Annotated in this window: 12 protein-coding genes; 8 read left to right on the top strand and 4 right to left on the bottom strand. The window is 65.9% G+C overall.

What is annotated here, in order from left to right; translation table 11 throughout:
• The first annotated feature begins 1,191 nt into the window (after window positions 1-1,191).
• The 5 genes from ACSQ3D_RS22430 (at window position 1,192) to ACSQ3D_RS22450 (ending at window position 6,737) form a co-directional block, all read left to right on the top strand.
• Window positions 1,192-2,565, top strand: a complete 1,374-nt coding sequence (locus tag ACSQ3D_RS22430) for a diguanylate cyclase domain-containing protein (RefSeq protein ID WP_436128381.1) — start codon at window positions 1,192-1,194, stop codon at window positions 2,563-2,565.
• A 264-nt stretch (window positions 2,566-2,829) separates the two neighbouring features.
• Window positions 2,830-3,297: a CopD family protein gene (locus ACSQ3D_RS22435; RefSeq protein ID WP_396504692.1), complete on the top strand. Its 468-nt coding sequence runs from the start codon at window positions 2,830-2,832 to the stop codon at window positions 3,295-3,297.
• 337 nt (window positions 3,298-3,634) lie between these two features.
• Window positions 3,635-5,464: an ABC transporter ATP-binding protein gene (locus ACSQ3D_RS22440; protein ID WP_056417129.1), complete on the top strand. Its 1,830-nt coding sequence runs from the start codon at window positions 3,635-3,637 to the stop codon at window positions 5,462-5,464.
• Window positions 5,465-5,701: 237 nt separating this feature from the next.
• The gene (locus ACSQ3D_RS22445) at window positions 5,702-6,196 is read left to right on the top strand and encodes a rod shape-determining protein (protein ID WP_436128382.1); all 495 of its coding nucleotides are present in this window, start codon (window positions 5,702-5,704) and stop codon (window positions 6,194-6,196) included.
• Between the two features lie 211 nt (window positions 6,197-6,407).
• On the top strand, window positions 6,408-6,737 hold the full coding sequence (locus tag ACSQ3D_RS22450; RefSeq protein WP_436128383.1) for an EthD family reductase: 330 nt from the start codon (window positions 6,408-6,410) through the stop codon (window positions 6,735-6,737).
• A 70-nt stretch (window positions 6,738-6,807) separates the two neighbouring features.
• Here ACSQ3D_RS22450 and ACSQ3D_RS22455 read toward each other — a convergent pair whose 3' ends face one another.
• Window positions 6,808-8,859 (bottom strand): tetratricopeptide repeat protein, encoded by a 2,052-nt coding sequence (locus tag ACSQ3D_RS22455; protein WP_436128384.1) that lies wholly within the window; start codon window positions 8,857-8,859, stop codon window positions 6,808-6,810.
• A gap of 230 nt (window positions 8,860-9,089) precedes the next feature.
• On the opposite strand from ACSQ3D_RS22455, the gene ACSQ3D_RS22460 reads away from it, so the two are divergent.
• The gene (locus ACSQ3D_RS22460; protein WP_436128385.1) at window positions 9,090-9,395 is read left to right on the top strand and encodes an XRE family transcriptional regulator; all 306 of its coding nucleotides are present in this window, start codon (window positions 9,090-9,092) and stop codon (window positions 9,393-9,395) included.
• A 70-nt stretch (window positions 9,396-9,465) separates the two neighbouring features.
• Here ACSQ3D_RS22460 and ACSQ3D_RS22465 read toward each other — a convergent pair whose 3' ends face one another.
• From ACSQ3D_RS22465 to ACSQ3D_RS22475, 3 genes are all read right to left on the bottom strand, one after another.
• Window positions 9,466-10,458, bottom strand: a complete 993-nt coding sequence (locus tag ACSQ3D_RS22465) for a Bug family tripartite tricarboxylate transporter substrate binding protein (protein WP_396504697.1) — start codon at window positions 10,456-10,458, stop codon at window positions 9,466-9,468.
• A 96-nt stretch (window positions 10,459-10,554) separates the two neighbouring features.
• Window positions 10,555-11,571 (bottom strand): SMP-30/gluconolactonase/LRE family protein, encoded by a 1,017-nt coding sequence (locus ACSQ3D_RS22470; protein ID WP_436128410.1) that lies wholly within the window; start codon window positions 11,569-11,571, stop codon window positions 10,555-10,557.
• A 154-nt stretch (window positions 11,572-11,725) separates the two neighbouring features.
• Window positions 11,726-12,832 carry a lactonase family protein gene (locus tag ACSQ3D_RS22475; protein ID WP_436128386.1) on the bottom strand — a complete coding sequence of 369 codons (1,107 nt, stop codon included), beginning with the start codon at window positions 12,830-12,832 and terminating at the stop codon, window positions 11,726-11,728.
• Between the two features lie 336 nt (window positions 12,833-13,168).
• On the opposite strand from ACSQ3D_RS22475, the gene ACSQ3D_RS22480 reads away from it, so the two are divergent.
• Window positions 13,169-14,140, top strand: a complete 972-nt coding sequence (locus tag ACSQ3D_RS22480) for a Bug family tripartite tricarboxylate transporter substrate binding protein (RefSeq protein ID WP_436128387.1) — start codon at window positions 13,169-13,171, stop codon at window positions 14,138-14,140.
• 50 nt (window positions 14,141-14,190) lie between these two features.
• A complete protein-coding gene (kdgD, locus tag ACSQ3D_RS22485) occupies window positions 14,191-15,102 on the top strand; it encodes a 5-dehydro-4-deoxyglucarate dehydratase (protein ID WP_396504457.1) in 912 nt (303 codons plus the stop codon).
• Window positions 15,103-15,157: the final 55 nt, after the last annotated feature.

Raw genomic sequence — 15,157 nt, forward strand, 5'->3', positions numbered from 1 at the left:
GGATTTATCTATTTTTACTACGGATGCATAGACTTCAGCGTTCATTTTATTTCAATCAGGTAATATAATAAGCACAAAGTATTGCCCAGCCGACATAAGCAGCGGCAGGAAAATAAATCAATACTACAAATTTGATGAAGCCGCAAAAATGAAAATCAAATGAGACGATCCACACGGATCGTTCTTGTTATTTGGCATTCCATTCGTACGCGCGATTACAAACCAGCCCAAATAGCCAAAACCCCCATGCGCCAGAGTTGCCAAGCATTTGCAAATCGCTGGCGGCAGGCATTGCGCAAGAGATGGTCAAAGCCGTTGAATCGAGGTTTGAAGCATTGAAAATAAACTGCATGAACGCTGATTTCACGATGCATGGAGCCCCATGGCTTTGCACTGCAGTTATTGTTGGAGCCTGCCCTGATTTGGGGGGGCTATCGTTATGGCACGATGAATCTGCTCTGGCCATCAACCACCCGACTGCCTGGCGCGCCGCACGTGACTGACGGCGACTTGCCACACCCGTGGGACTGAAAGCAATGGTCGAAATCATGAAGCGCGAGCCGTTCCAACATGGCCAAGGCCACCCGGACAGGATGGGCCATGACTGCATGCCGTGCAGGTTCAGAACATTCAACGAGGCGGTCAAGGATGGAGCGATTCAACAACCGTGATTCAACAAGAAAGTGAATTATCTTTGTGGACCGGATGCCGCAAATTCCAAAAAGACGCCATCAACACAACAATGTGCTGATGAGAACGATTGCAACAGGCATTTTTTTTGAAAAAACACTTTTAGCTGAAAAAACCAAGTGCAACGGCATATTGTTTTGCAATACCGCGCAACAGGATTTCAGTTCTTCGTGACACCCTGCCTCCGCAGCTTCTACCAAATGCAGGCACATGGCAGGGGTGATTGCAGCGTTCCGTCAGCAAGCCGTGCCAGCACTGATGGAACTCGGTTGAACTGCTGCCGGCGCGGAGGGCAGCGCCATCCCACGCGAGGGCGTGGACAACGTCAGCAGTGAATGGCACGCAGCCGTCCTGGCGTACGCAACCCGGCACCACTTTGTGTTGTTCAACAGGTATCCAGCCAGTAGCGCATGGGGGCTGTGCGCACACAGGGGACAGCAATCGCCGCGCAGCACTGCACAATGGGCGTTCTCCCTTCGCACACCCAGTAACGCCCAGCGCATGCAAAGCATCTCCTCCGTGAATGTCGTCGATCTGTTGCTGGACGCGGTCTGCATCGTCCAGCCGGACAGCACCATCGTTTTCGTGAGCCCGGCGTTCGAGCGCATCTTCGGCTACACCCCGCAGGAAGCGGTCGGGCTGCGCATGCTCGACCTGGTGCACCCCGAGGACCTGCCCACCACCAGCCAGCAGGCGCAGCGTGTGATGGACGGCCAATTGCAGCTGCAGTTCGAAAACCGCTACGTGCGCAAGGACGGCAGCGTGGCCCACATCCGCTGGACGGCCCGCTGGTTGCCCGACCGGCAGGTGCGCCTGGCGGTGGCGCACGACATCACGGAGCGCAAGTTCACCGAGTCCATGCAATCGGCGATCTATGAAATCTCCGAAGCCGCGCATGCCGCGCGCACGCTGGAGTCGCTGTTCCAGCGCATCCACGAGATCGTGGGCGTGCTGCTGCATGCAGCGCACTTTTCGGTGGCGCTGTACGACGCGGGCAGCGATACGCTGAGCTTTCCATACCACGTGCATCCCGGCGACGCACCCGCATCTGCGGCGCCGGCGCCCGTGTCCGAAGAGCAGATCCGGCTGTGCCGCGAGGTCATCCACACCGGCACCACCCTGCTCATCACCCCCGATACCCACCGCGTCCTCCCCACGCCGCAACCCGCGCCGGGCGCCCCGCTCTACTGGCTGGCCGTGCCGCTGTCCACCCAGAACGGCGTGCTAGGCGCGCTCGTGCTGCAAAGCTACAGCGACCAAGGGCGGTACACCCACAAGGACAAGGAGCTGCTGCAGTTCGTGTCGACCCAGGTGGCGGCAGCCATCGAGCGCAAGCAGATGCACGAGCGTCTCGAACGCATGGCGCAGTACGACCAGCTCACCCAGTTGCCCAACCGGCAGCTGTTTCTGGACCGCCTGGGCACGGCACTGGCCCGCGCGCGGCGGGACGACCGCCTGCTGTCGCTGCTGTTCATCGACCTGGACCGCTTCAAGGACGTCAACGACACCCTGGGCCATGCGATGGGGGACCTGTTGCTGCAGCGGGTGGCGCAGCGCCTGCAAGGCTGCGTGCGCGGCTCCGACACCGTGGCACGCCTGGGCGGCGATGAGTTCGTGGTGCTGCTGGAGTCCGGCCACGCGAGCGACCACGCCAGTGCCGTGGCAGGCAAGATTCTGGCGGCGTTTGGTGACGCCTTCGACCTGGGCGGCCACAGCGTGGCCATGCAGCCGAGCATCGGCATAGCCGTCTACCCCGAGCACGGCACGGACGCCCACCTGCTGCTGACCCATGCGGACGAGGCCATGTACCTGGCCAAGAAAAACGGGGGCAACCAGGTGTGCGTCGCGGTACAGCACCATATGGCCGCGCCGTGACCCGCGTGAATCACCGGCTCGCCCGCAGTGGCGCGCCCATTGACGCTGCCTGCAAACGGGGTCCAGCCCTTGGCACTACCGGCCCCGCCACGCCACGTTGCCCGCCGCCTCCCGGTGTCGACATCCGAATCCATATGGCCCTGCGCTGCCTAGGGTGGCTGCAAGGCACTACCACGGCACAATCGGCAGCGGGCTGAAAGTCCGCACACCCTCCCCGGCTCCGGGCCGGCGCATCCCCACAAGCTCCCACAACCACGCACGACCATGCTCTACAACGCCCTCAAGCTCGCTCACATCCTGTCCATCATCGTGTGGATCGGCGGCATGGTCTTCGCCCATTTCTTCCTGCGCCCCGCTGCCCAATCGCTGGAGCCGCCGCAACGACTGCGCTTGATGCACGACGTGCTGCAGCGCTTTCTGGCGGCCGTGACGGTGGCGGTCGTGGTGGTGCTCGCCAGCGGGCTCTGGATGATCGGCCGGGTGGCCAAGCAGACGGTGCAGTCCGGCGGCGCCTTTGCGATGCCGCTCGACTGGACGATCATGGCCACGCTGGGCATCGTGATGATGGCCATCTTCGGCCACATCCGCTTCGCGCTGTTCAAGCGCCTGCAACGCGCGGTGGCAGCGTCCGACTGGCCCGCGGGCGGCCAGGCCATGGCCAGCATCCGCCAGTGGGTGGGGGTGAACCTGGCGCTGGGCGTGGTGATCGTGGTGGTCACCGTGCTGCTGTAGCGCAGCACCAGGGATCATTTCCGCTGCGGGCGGCATGGGGCTGCGCGCACAAAAACGCGGGCGCTGCCAGGCGGCCCCAAGGTTCACCCACACAAGTGGCGGACAAGCTCTCTGCTGACATACCCCGGCCTTGCGGGTCCTCTACCATCGGGGATTCACAAACCTGATCCCTGTCTTTTTGAAGCCGCGCGGGCACCGGCCCCGGTGGCATGCACGCTGGCGCGCAGGTATGCAGCACACGGTGCCGCAAAGCCGCACAGCCCCGTAGCGCACAGACCCGACGTTCGGACTGATATCGCCAAAAAGACACGCGACGGGTGCCAAGGAGCCCTGCTACGTGTTCAAGTATTTCGAAAGCCGAATTTCCCCCTACCCTCCCGCTGAACCCCATTTGCCCCCGAAGGACTTCATGGCCTTCGTGTGGGACGGCACGCGCGGCGTGCGCGGCTACGTCGTGGCGATGGCGGCCCTCTCTGCGGCGATCGCCGTGTTCGAGGCGCTGCTGTTCGCCGTGCTCGGGCACGTGGTCGACTGGCTGTCCACCGTGGCGCCGGCCGCGCTGTGGGACGAGCGCAAGGGTGCCATCCTGGGCATCGTCGCACTGCTGATGGGCACGCTGGTGCTGGTGTCGCTGCAGACCAGCCTCAAGCACCAGGCGCTGGCCATCAACTTCCCGCTGCGCCTGCGCTGGAACTTCCACCGCTTGATGCTGGGCCAGAGCATGGCCTTCTATGCCGATGAGTTCGCAGGCCGCATCACCACCAAGATCATGCAGACCGCGCTGGCGGTGCGCGACATGATCTTCACCACGACCGATGTGGTGATCGGCATGGGCATCTACCTGGCCACCATCCTCATCCTGCTGGCAGGTTTCGATGCGCGCCTGATCGTGCCCTTCGCGGTGTGGATCGTGGCCTACGGCCTGGCCTGCTGGTACTTCGTGCCCCGCCTGGGCAAGGTCGGCAAGGCGCAGGCCGATGCGCGATCGGTGATGACCGGGCGCATCACCGATGCCTACACCAACATCGCCACCGTCAAGCTCTTCTCGCACACGCGGCGCGAGTCGGAGTTTGCACGTGCGGCCATGGATGCCTTCAAGCTCACGGGCTACGCGCAGATGCGCCTGGTGAGCCGGTTCGAGATCGTGAACCAGGCCCTGGTGGTGGCCATGATCCTGGGCGCCTGCGGCACGGCATTGTGGCTGTGGACGCAGGGCCAGGTGGGCGCAGGCGCGGTGGCCGCCGTCATCGCCATGACGCTGCGCGTCTCCGGCCATGCCCACTGGGTGATGTGGGAGATGACCACGCTGTTCGAGAGCGTCGGCACCATCCAGGACGGCATCAACACGCTGACCAAGCCGCGCACCGTCGTGGATGCGCCCGACGCGCAGCCCCTGCAGGTGACCCAAGGCCAGGTGCACTTCGACAATGTGAGCTTTGCCTACGGCAACGGCCGCCCCGTCATCGACCAGCTGCAACTCACGATCCGGCCCGGCGAGAAGATCGGCCTCATCGGCCGGTCCGGCGCGGGCAAGTCCACGCTGGTGAACCTGCTGCTGCGCTTTCATGACGTGCGCGCCGGCCGGGTGCTGATCGACGGCCAGGACATCGCCCATGTGACGCAGGACAGCCTGCGCCGCAACATCGGCATGGTCACACAGGACACGTCCCTGCTACACCGCTCGATGCGCGACAACATCCTGTACGGCCGTCCTGATGCGACGGAAGAAGACATGCATGCCGCAGCGCAACGCGCCGAGGCCGCCGAGTTCATCGAGAACCTGAGCGACCTGCACGGGCGCTCCGGCTACGACGCCCAGGTGGGCGAGCGCGGCGTGAAACTGTCGGGCGGGCAGCGCCAGCGCGTGGCCATTGCGCGCGTGATGCTCAAGGACGCGCCCATACTGCTGCTGGACGAAGCCACCAGCGCGCTCGACTCCGAGGTCGAAGCCGCCATCCAGCAAAGCCTGGACGGCCTGATGCAAGGCAAGACCGTGATCGCCATTGCACACCGCCTGTCCACCATCGCGGCCATGGACCGGCTCATCGTGCTGGATGCCGGCCGCATCGTGGAGGAAGGCACCCACGCGCAACTGCTGGCGCAAGGCGGCGTGTACGCGCGGCTGTGGGGCCACCAGAGCGGCGGGTTCCTGGGCGAGGAGGAGTAGGCCCCTCAAGGCGCTGAGCGCCTCCCCCACCTGGGGGTCGCACCTGTGGCGCGGAAAAGTGCGATCCAAGGGTGCGCTCGCGGTGGGGGCTGTTGAGGTTGCCGCGCGCTGGTTGGCGCGGTGACCGGGCCATTCAGGCTTCACGGCCCTCGTGCAGCAGCGTGGCGCCAGGCCTCGGCGCGTGGCGTCACATGGCGGCGCAGTGCTAGGCTCGCGGCTTCCCCTTGCCAAGACGCCATGCTCCAATCCCTGCTTCCCGTGTACTACGTGCAGCTCTCGCCGGCCGAGGTCAGCGTGCTCAATGTGAAGTCCAACGTACTGGTCCGCAACCTGCCGGAGGTGGCGTTGTCTGCGGGCGCGACGCCGAGCGTCCTGGCAGTAGGCCGCGCAGCCAGGCAGGCTGCGGCGCAGTCGGGCGGGTCGTGGGCCAACCCGTTCGGACATCCGCGGTCGTTGGTATCCGACTTCGTGCTGGCGGAAGCGGTGCTCAAGCACTTCGTCATCCAGGCCGCTCCCGCTGGCTGGAAGCGCCTGGTGGCGCCATCGCCGCGCATGGTGATCCACCCCCTCGGAGACCCCGAAGGCGGCTACACCCAGGTGGAGATTCGTGCCTTGCGCGAGCTGGCCGTCGCGGCGGGCGCCGCGCACGCCACCGTGTGGCAGGGCCGCCCTTTGACGCGCGAGGAACTGAAGTCAGGCGCCTTTCCTGCCGAGGGTCGGGTGCTGTTGTAGCGCCTCTCCAACGCCGCGCTTTTCCCTCGAAGGAGGCTGCGTGCACGCACCAAGGAGGTTTGGCGGCACCGAGCAATGCACTCCCATGACGCCCATCATCGGCCCCGTCGCCGTGCACTGTCGCGCAGGCGGCTGCAGACACGGGCCGCGCGCCCTTACCGCGCAAGCCGCAGGCGGGCATGGCGGCGGCCTTTGACGGGACACACGCTGCATGATCAAGATCACTGCCCTGTACCGCTGGCGCGAGGGCGCCAGCTTCGACCACGACTACTATCACAGCGAGCATATGCGCATTGCCCGCGCGGCCCTTCAGCCGCTGGGCTTGGTGAGGCTGGAGAGCGACCGCATGCTCTACCCTGGCGAGCCCCGCCCCGGTCAGGTGGTGGCGCTGACCAACGCATTCTTCAGCGACCTGAAGCAGGCGCAGACGGCCGCACGTCAGACCGCGGCGGAGCTGACGGCGGACATCTCGAACTACACCAATATCACGCCGGAATCTTACGTTGCGCAGATGCTGCCGCACGAGGTGTCGGCCGTTTGACGGCAATGCCTGTCTGCCCGGTCGGCTTTCGCAGGCACCTGAAGGGGGGCGCCGCGGTCACGGTGCCGGATCACCCGCGCTCTCGCACCGCCTTGAAGAGCAAACTCAGGCACACGGCCGTGCCCAAGATGGGCACGGCCGCCAACACCGCCGCCACAGCGCGCGCAGGCACCGACCAGTCGAAATCGCGCGCGGTGCGCCAGGCACCGAAGGCTGCGACCAACCCCAGCGCCGCCATCGCCATCCGAAAACTCGCGCCAGGCTTCACGAACGCAATGAGCAACACCACATTGGCCACACCGATGGCCAGCGCCACATGGCCCAGGTGCAACGAAAAACCCGAAGTGGCGGCCGGGCTGTGTCGCCCGCGGCGGCCTGCGCTCCCCGGCAGGCCTTCGCTGTCGCCGTCGTCCAACGTGGCTGGAGGGCGCGGCTTGGCGGTATAGGTAGCAGGTGCAGAGGGTGTATTGCGCGGACTCCCGGCGGGCTGTGGCGCGGCCTCGCCCGTGCGGCCCCACTCCGTGGCAGACAGGCCTGCTGACGCAGTGGCCGCCAGGGGCTTGCCGGCTGACGGAGGAGGCGCCACAGGTGCAACAACTGCCGCTGGGGCCAAAAGGCTACGCTCATTCAGCACTGCGCACAGGCGTCCCGGCTCGCGCAGCGCGGCCACCAGGGCGCGCACGGGGCTCTGCTCCTCACGCCGGATTCGCAGGTCGGCTACCTGCATGGTGGTGCCGCGCGTGTTGGCCAGCATGAACAGCGCCTTGGACATCAGCACGTCCTTGGCGCCGCCCTTGCCGCTCTCGATGAAGTTCCCCAGGTTGTAGGTGGCATCTGCATGGCCCGCCTCTGCCGCACGGGCGTACCAGGCGCGGGCCTGGGCCAGGTTGACAGGTGCGCCATAGCGGCCGTGCTCGTCACTCGTCCCCAGGTGAAAGGCGGCATGGGGGTTGCCTTCGCGCGCATACCAGCCTGGCAGGTCGCGCAGCACGTTGCCGGTCCAGGCCACAGGTGCTGCTGCGCCCGGCGCAGGTGAGGCGGGCGCCATGGGCACGAGGCTCAGGCCGCCGGGCGATTCGGCCTCTTTCAGTGCCTGCTGCGTTGTCTGCGCCCGTTGCCGCTGCTCTTGCGCGGCGGCGCTCCACTTCATGGCTTGCTGCGTGTCCACCGTGCCGCCCCAGCCCCGCTCATGCATCACGGCCAGCAGGCGCTTGGCGGGCTCGTGGTCCCATTCGGCCGCGCGCTGGCACCAGTAGCGGGCGTTTTCGTAGTTGGGCTGCTCCCAGCCGATCACGGTCTCCAGCGCATGCAGGAAGGCTGCGACCTCGTGGCCCTGGGCCGCAGCAGGCTGCAGGGCATCAGTGGCTTCGATGTGTTTGCGCGAGTACAGGGCCAATTGCTCGCTGCGGGCCACGGCGTCGTCCACCGCTTTGCGATCGTTGTCGATGATTTGCAGCAGTTGCTCGCCTGGCGCCGACTTCAGGCGCGCCATCAACACCTGTATGCGCGCCTTGGCTTCGTCGGGAAACCGCTGGAAAAACGTCTGGGCATCCTGACGAGTTTCCGCATCGTGTGCGCCCATGAGCTGCAGCGCGGCTGCCAGGTCAAAGTGCCTGCGCTGTCCCATGGTGCCAAAGCGCAAGGCCCGGCCCAGCGCGTAGACGGCATGCGGGTTGCCCCGCGCAGCCCAGCGGCGGTACTCCGCCCAGGCTCCGGCATCGTCGCCAGCCTCGCGAGCGCGCGCCGCGCGCCGCACCGGCAGGTCCGGCTCTTCTGGCGCATCGCCGTTGGCCAGGTAATGCACACCGCTTTGCGGGTCATACAGGTTCAAACCCAACCGGACTGCCTGCTCCCAGCCATCGTCAAACGGCTGGCCCCAATCCGAAGAGCGGGTGTTGATACCCACACCCCAGGTGGGATCGGTCAACTCCGGGCCACCGAGGTAGACGTCCCAGAACCCCGGAAACCGCTGCTCGACGGCTTGGGCCCAGGCTGCGAACTTGGGGTTCATGAGCACCTGGGGAGCAGCCTCCGCACGCTCGTACTGCGCGTCCGCTTCGGCCTTGGTGGTGGGCCAAGGCCAATCCGCGGGCTTTTCCCAGATCTGGATGGTGTAACTCACGAATCCCTCCTCGGATGCCGCTGGGTGCGCGGCTTGTTGTCGGTGTTGACGCTCGTCAAGTAAGAATAAATTCTAGAAGCTGCCCACGTCGACAGGCATCGCGGCCGTTCCTCATCTTCTCCAATGACGCGCCTGCGCCACACTTATATGTCGGCATGCGATTTTGACTAAGAATGGCCTCTGACGCGCCCTCCTGCAGCGTAAAAAGCTCTCATTTTCATAGCAAAACCATGCCCGAGTCTTCACGCCCTGCCATCCCCCTGGCCATGCCCATCCCCACCGGCGACCAGCTCAAGGCCAGCCGCACCGCCGCCGGGCTCAGCCAGGCGCAGGCCGCGGAACTGATGGGTTACCCGCTGCAGACCGGCAGCCGGGGCGGCGTGCAGTCGCGCACCTGGCAGGCGCTCGAGAGCAATACCGACGAGCGCAACATGCAGGGGCCCGCGTACGCGATGTTCCTGCTGCTCACGGGGCAGCACCCCGACTACGTGCTGGCCCGGCGCTCCGGCGCGGCCCACCCTGCCGACGCGCCATAAAAAAAGCGGAATGGCCCGAAGACCATTCCGCAACCTACTTACAGGGAGATCGCTGAAAAGTGCTGGTGGCTCAGTCCACCTTGATGTTGGCGGCCTTGATCACCTGGGCCCACTTGTCTACCTCGGCCTTCTGGAACGTGGCGATCTGGGCGGTGGTCATGTCGGCAGGCTCCATGCCGAAGCCCTTCAGGCGGGTCTGCATGTCGGGCTGGGCCAGGATCTTGCGGATCTCGTCATGCAGGCGCGTGACGATGGGCGCTGGGGTGTTGGCCGGCGCGAAGATCGCCTGCCACGACTGCACCTGAAAGTCCGCCAGGCCGTTCACGCCCGACTCTGCCACCGTGGGCACGTCGGGCATCGACGCCAGGCGCTTGGGCGAGGTCACCGCGATGGCGCGCAGCTTGCCGCTCTGGATGTGCGGGGCGGCGACCACGGTGGTGTCGAACATCATGTCGACCTGGCCGCTGATCACGTCCTGGATGGCCGGGCCGCTGCCCTTGTACGGGATGTGCGTGAACTTCACGCCCGACTTGTAGGCCAGCAGTTCCACGGCCAGATGCTGGGAGCTGCCGGTGCCTGCAGACGCGGACGACAGGCCGCCTTCCTTGCCCTTGGCCGCGGCCAGCACGTCCTTGAGCGTCTTGTGCGGGCTGTTGGCCGACACCACCAGCACCACCGGGTTGGTGCCGATCAGCGTGACCGGGCTGAACGACTTGATGGGGTCGTAGCCCAGCTTGGGGTACAGGCTCACGTTGATGGCGTGCGAGCTCACGGTGCCGCCCAGGAGCGTGTAGCCGTCGGGTGCGGCACGTGCCGCGGCTTCCGAGCCGATGCTGCCGGCCGCGCCGCCCTTGTTCTCGACCACGACGGTGGTCCCGAGGGCCGTGCCCAGTTGCTGGCCGATCAGGCGGCCCAACGTGTCGGTGGTGCCGCCTGCGGCAAACGGCACGACGTAGCTGATGGTCTTGCCGGTGGGCCAGGTGCCCTGGGCCGCAGCCGGCAAGGCGGCGAGGCCCACAGCGGCGGCCAGAGCGGCCGTGTGGATGAGGGTTCTGCGTTGCATGGAAAGTCTCCTGGTTTGTGGATGATGGGATGAAACGGGTGGAATGAGGGGCTAGGCCCGGGGCCAGGCAGGCGCGCGATGGCGCCTAGACGGCGCCTAGACGGCGCCCCGCGTCTCCACGTACAGCGCGTAGACGGAATGGCTGCTGGCCATGAACAGGCGGTTCTTCTTGGGCCCGCCGAACACCAGGTTGGCGCAGCGCTCGGGCAGGCGGATGTGGCCGATGGGCTTGCCCGCGGGGTTGAACACCATCACGCCGTCAAGGTCGGCCGCACTGGCGCTGGGCGAGCCATTGCTGCCCCAGCCGCACCACAGGTTGCCGTCCTCGTCGCACTTGATGCCGTCGAGCGCGCCCGGGCCACCGGCGTCGATGTGCACGCGCTTGTTGGCAAGGCGTGCGCCGGTGCCCACATCAAACGCCCAGACCAGGCGGTTCGGTTGCGCGCGGCCTTCGACGATGTACAGGCGTTTTTCGTCGGGCGAGAAGCACAGGCCGTTGGGGCCGGCCAGGTCATTCAGCACCAGCTCGGTCTTGCCGCTGCTCGGGTCGATGCGGTAGACGGAATGCGGCAGCTCGGCCGCGGCCTTGTCGCCCTCCCAATGGCCGCCGATGCCGAACGGCGGGTCGGTGAACCAGATCGAGCCGTCGCTCTTGCAGACGATGTCGTTGGGCGAGTTCAGGCGCTTGCCGTTGAAGCCGTCGGACAGCACGGTGATGCTGCCGTCGTATTCGGTGCGGGTCACGCGGCGCGTGAGGTGCTCGCACACCAGCAGGCGGCCCTGCCGGTCGCGCGCCAGGCCGTTCGAGAAATTGGCCGGGTGGCGGAACACGCCTGTCTGGCCTGTGGCCTCGTCCCAGCGGACGATGCGGTTGTTGGGGATGTCCGAGAACAGCAGGTAGCGGCCGTCGCCCACCCACACAGGGCCCTCCACCCAGCGAAAGCCGGTGGCGATCTGCTCCACGCTGCTGCTGAACAGGCGGTACTTGGCAAACGACGGGTCCAGCACCTGCACGGCCGGATCGGGGTAGCGCTGGTGGGGCTTGAAGTCGAAGGACTGGGCCTGCGCCAGGCCGCCGGTGCCTGCGGCGGTGGCGGCGATGGCGCCGGCCATGAAGGCACGGCGCGAGGCCGGCGCTGCGGTGGGGGCCGTTGAGGCTGTGGGGTTGGAGGCCTGGTCGGTCGGTGGCTGCGGGCTCATGCGGCGGTGTCTCCTCGGGTTGTCATGGGGTTCGCTTCGGTGCCAGTGCGTTGTCGGACGCCGGGGCTCAGGGCAGGTCGACGATCTCGACCCAGTTGGGGTTCTTGCCCGCGGGCACGCGCGTGGGCGCACCGGGGATACCGGTGGCGGGGTCGATGGGGTGCAGCGATACCTGGTGCGACTCCTGCCCTGCGGCGATGAGGAAGCGGCCGGACGAGTCCACCGCAAAGCCGCGCGGGGATTTTTCGGTGGGCAGCTGGCCCAGCGGCTGCAACTGGCCCGTGGCCGCATCGACCCGGAAGCTGCTGAGCGTGCTGGAGGTGCGCTCGGACGCATACAGCGTGCGGCCATCGGGCGACAGGTGCAGGTCGGCCGCCCAGGGCTTGCCGGTAAAGCCGGCGGGCAGCGCACTGGCGCGCTGCACCGAGCGCAGGCCACCGCGCGCAGCGTCGTAGGCCATCACGTGCACGGCGGCGTCCAGTTCGTTCAGCACGTACATGAAGCGCTGGCCCTTGTCCCACACAAAGTGGCGCGGGCCCGATTTCTCAGGCGCCACCGTGGTGAGGGCGGGCTCGTTCGCAGAAAGCTTGCCGGTTTCGGCATCGAAGCGCCAGGCCGACAGGTTGTCGCCGCCCAGGCTGGTGGCAAACACAAAGCGGTTGGTCGCGTCGGCGTGAATGGCATGGGCGTTCGGTGCCGTCGGGATGAGCTGCTGCACCGCCCCCACCGCCCCGTCCTTGCCAATGCTGTTGACCGTGATCTTGTGACCGGGGTAAGACGCCGCAAACAGCCAGCGCCCCGTGGCATCGGTGTCGATATTGGCCATGCTGTCGGCCAGCGGGGCTTCGCCCAGCTTGCGCAGCTTGCCGCTGGCGGGATCGATCGCCAGGCTCACCACGCGAAAAGGCTGCGAGCGCAGCGCCACATACAACACCTTCTTGTCCGGGCTCACAGCCATGGGCATGGCCATACCGCCGACCGCCGTGGTGTCCACGGGCTTGAGCGCCGCGGCGCTGCGGTCCAGCTCATAGACCGACACGTCCTGGCTGTCGGCATTGGACACATAGACCCAGGTGGCGGCCCAGGCACCGGGGGTGGCCAGTGCGGCGCCCACGGCAAAGGCCAGCTGCGCCAGCCGTCCCGGACGGCGGTGGGTACGAAGTGCTGCGATCATTCCTATCCCCTTTGGTTGTTGCTTGCGTCCCGGCGTGACCAGGCGTTGTTCGGCCGCGGTTCGTTGCCATGCGGCGTCGGTTTGTTATATGTCGTCATACAACATGGGCGCCATTGTGGCCCCACACATGCGGGGCATGACAAAGGGATTACCCGAGGTTTTCAGTGATCAATCCAGCGCCTTTTCCCTCGACAGCGCAGGGAAATTCGTCCCTGAAATATCAGTGATTACCCTGATTTTTTACGGGTAAACCCGTGGTTTGAGGGATTGATCATTGCGCTTTGCCGGTCTTAGTTGTACGATGACTAACAACAACCTAACGAACGGAGACATTCCATGACTTTGAAGCGTCGCGCCATCCTTCTTGCCTGCACTGCCGCCCTGTCCGCAGCATCCGCCACGGCCCAGACCGCTGAATGGCCTGCCAAGACACTGCGCATCGTGGTGCCCTACCCTCCAGGCGGCAGCTCGGACATCATTGCGCGCTCCATCAGCCAGTCGCTGTCCGAAGCGCTCAAGCAAAGCGTGATCGTGGAGAACAAGCCCGGCGCCAATGGCAACCTGGGTGCCGACTTCGTCGCCAAGGCAGAACCGGACGGCTACACCGTGCTGCTGTGCGACGTGGGCGCGCTGGCCATCAGCCCCTCGGTTTACACCAAGCTGTCGTTCGACCCCTCCAAGGACCTGCGTGGCGTGACCATGCTGGCCTACTCGCCCCACCTGCTGGTAGTGCACCCCTCCGTGCCGGTGAGCAACCTCAAGGAGCTGGTCGCCTACTCCAAGAAGAACGACCTGAACTTTGCCGTCACGGCCACCGGCAGCGCCCCCCACCTGGCCGGTGTGGCGCTGGAGCGCGCCAGCGGCGCGCGCTGGCAGTACATCCCCTACAAGGGCGGCGTGACCGCCATCCAGGACACCGTCGCCGGCCAGACCCAGGTGCTGATGAACGGGATGCTGGCCACCCTGCCCCAGGTGCAGAACGGCAAGCTCAAGGTGCTGGGCGTCTCCAAGGCCACGCGCATGCCGCTGATCGGCGACGTGCCCACCATCGCCGAGCAGGGCGTGGCGGGCTACGAGTCGGGCACATGGCAAGGCATCCTGGTGCCGCGCGGCACGCCCGAGGCCGTGGTGCAAAAGCTCAACAAGGCACTGATCACCGCCATCCGCGCTCCGGAAATCCGCTCGCGCCTGGCCGGCCAGGGTGCTGAAGTCGTCACGATGACCCCCACCGAGCAAGACCAGTTCTTCGCCAAGGAGCGCGCGCGCTGGGCCAGCGTGGTCAAGGCCGCCAACATCAAGCTCGACTGAGCCCCTGACACACCTGTTTCATCCACCTTTCTCCCCTCGTTGCAATGACCATGAACCCGCAAGAACTCAAATCCATCATGGGCTCCGGCCTGCTGTCGTTCCCCATCACCGACTTCGACGAGCAGGGTGAATTCCGCCCCAAGACCTACATCGAGCGCCTGGAGTGGCTGGCTCCCTACGGCGCCAGCGCCCTGTTCGCCGCCGGCGGCACGGGCGAGTACTTCTCGCTGTCGGGCCCCGAGTACGGCCAGGTGGTCAAGACCGCGGTGGACACCTGCCGCGGCAAGGTGCCGATCATTGCCGGCGCCGGCGGTCCCACCCGCACCGCCATCGCCCATGCCCAGGAAGCCGAGCGCCTGGGCGCCCACGGTATCCTGCTCTTGCCCCACTACCTGACCGAAGCCGGCCAGGAAGGCCTGATCGAGCATGTGGCCCAGGTGTGCAACAGCGTGAAGTTCGGCGTCATCGTCTACAACCGCGACCGCACCAAGCTCACGGCCAACTCCCTGGCCATCCTGGCCGACCGCTGCCCCAACCTGATCGGCTTCAAGGACGGCGTGGGCAACATCGAGACCATGTCTTCGATCTTCATGAAGATGGGCGACCGCTTCTCCTACCTGGGCGGGCTGCCCACGGCCGAGGTCTATGCGGCTGCCTACAAGGCGCTGGGCACGCCGGTGTATTCGTCGGCAGTGTTCAACTTCATCCCCAAGACGGCGATGGAGTTCTACAAGGCCGTGGCGGCGGACGACACCGCCACGCAGCACAAGCTGCTCAAGGAGTTCTTCATGCCCTACCTGGCCATCCGCAACCGGGTGGAAGGCTATGGCGTCTCCATCATCAAGGCGGGCGCCAAGATCGTGGGCCACGACGGCGGGCCGGTGCGCGCGCCGCTGACGGACTTGAAGCCCAGCGAGATGGAAGAGCTCAAGGCGCTCATCGACAAGCTCGGCCCGCAGTAATACCCACGCCCCCCCAGAAACAGGAAATCCCCCGCGTCCGGCCGTGCACGGACGC

The organism is Acidovorax sp. LjRoot117 (assembly GCF_964252695.1).
Lineage (GTDB): Bacteria > Pseudomonadota > Gammaproteobacteria > Burkholderiales > Burkholderiaceae_C > Acidovorax.

Bases quoted from the DNA above. Each gene is read 5' to 3' on its own strand.
- ACSQ3D_RS22430 (WP_436128381.1), top strand. From the start codon at position 1,192: ATGCAAAGCATCTCCTCCGTGAATGTCGTCGATCTGTTGCTGGACGCG.
- ACSQ3D_RS22435 (WP_396504692.1), top strand. From the start codon at position 2,830: ATGCTCTACAACGCCCTCAAGCTCGCTCACATCCTGTCCATCATCGTG.
- ACSQ3D_RS22445 (WP_436128382.1), top strand. From the start codon at position 5,702: ATGCTCCAATCCCTGCTTCCCGTGTACTACGTGCAGCTCTCGCCGGCC.
- ACSQ3D_RS22450 (WP_436128383.1), top strand. From the start codon at position 6,408: ATGATCAAGATCACTGCCCTGTACCGCTGGCGCGAGGGCGCCAGCTTC.
- ACSQ3D_RS22460 (WP_436128385.1), top strand. From the start codon at position 9,090: ATGCCCGAGTCTTCACGCCCTGCCATCCCCCTGGCCATGCCCATCCCC.
- ACSQ3D_RS22465 (WP_396504697.1), bottom strand. From the start codon at position 10,458: ATGCAACGCAGAACCCTCATCCACACGGCCGCTCTGGCCGCCGCTGTG.
- ACSQ3D_RS22470 (WP_436128410.1), bottom strand. From the start codon at position 11,571: ATGGCCGGCGCCATCGCCGCCACCGCCGCAGGCACCGGCGGCCTGGCG.
- ACSQ3D_RS22475 (WP_436128386.1), bottom strand. From the start codon at position 12,832: ATGATCGCAGCACTTCGTACCCACCGCCGTCCGGGACGGCTGGCGCAG.
- ACSQ3D_RS22480 (WP_436128387.1), top strand. From the start codon at position 13,169: ATGACTTTGAAGCGTCGCGCCATCCTTCTTGCCTGCACTGCCGCCCTG.
- kdgD (WP_396504457.1), top strand. From the start codon at position 14,191: ATGAACCCGCAAGAACTCAAATCCATCATGGGCTCCGGCCTGCTGTCG.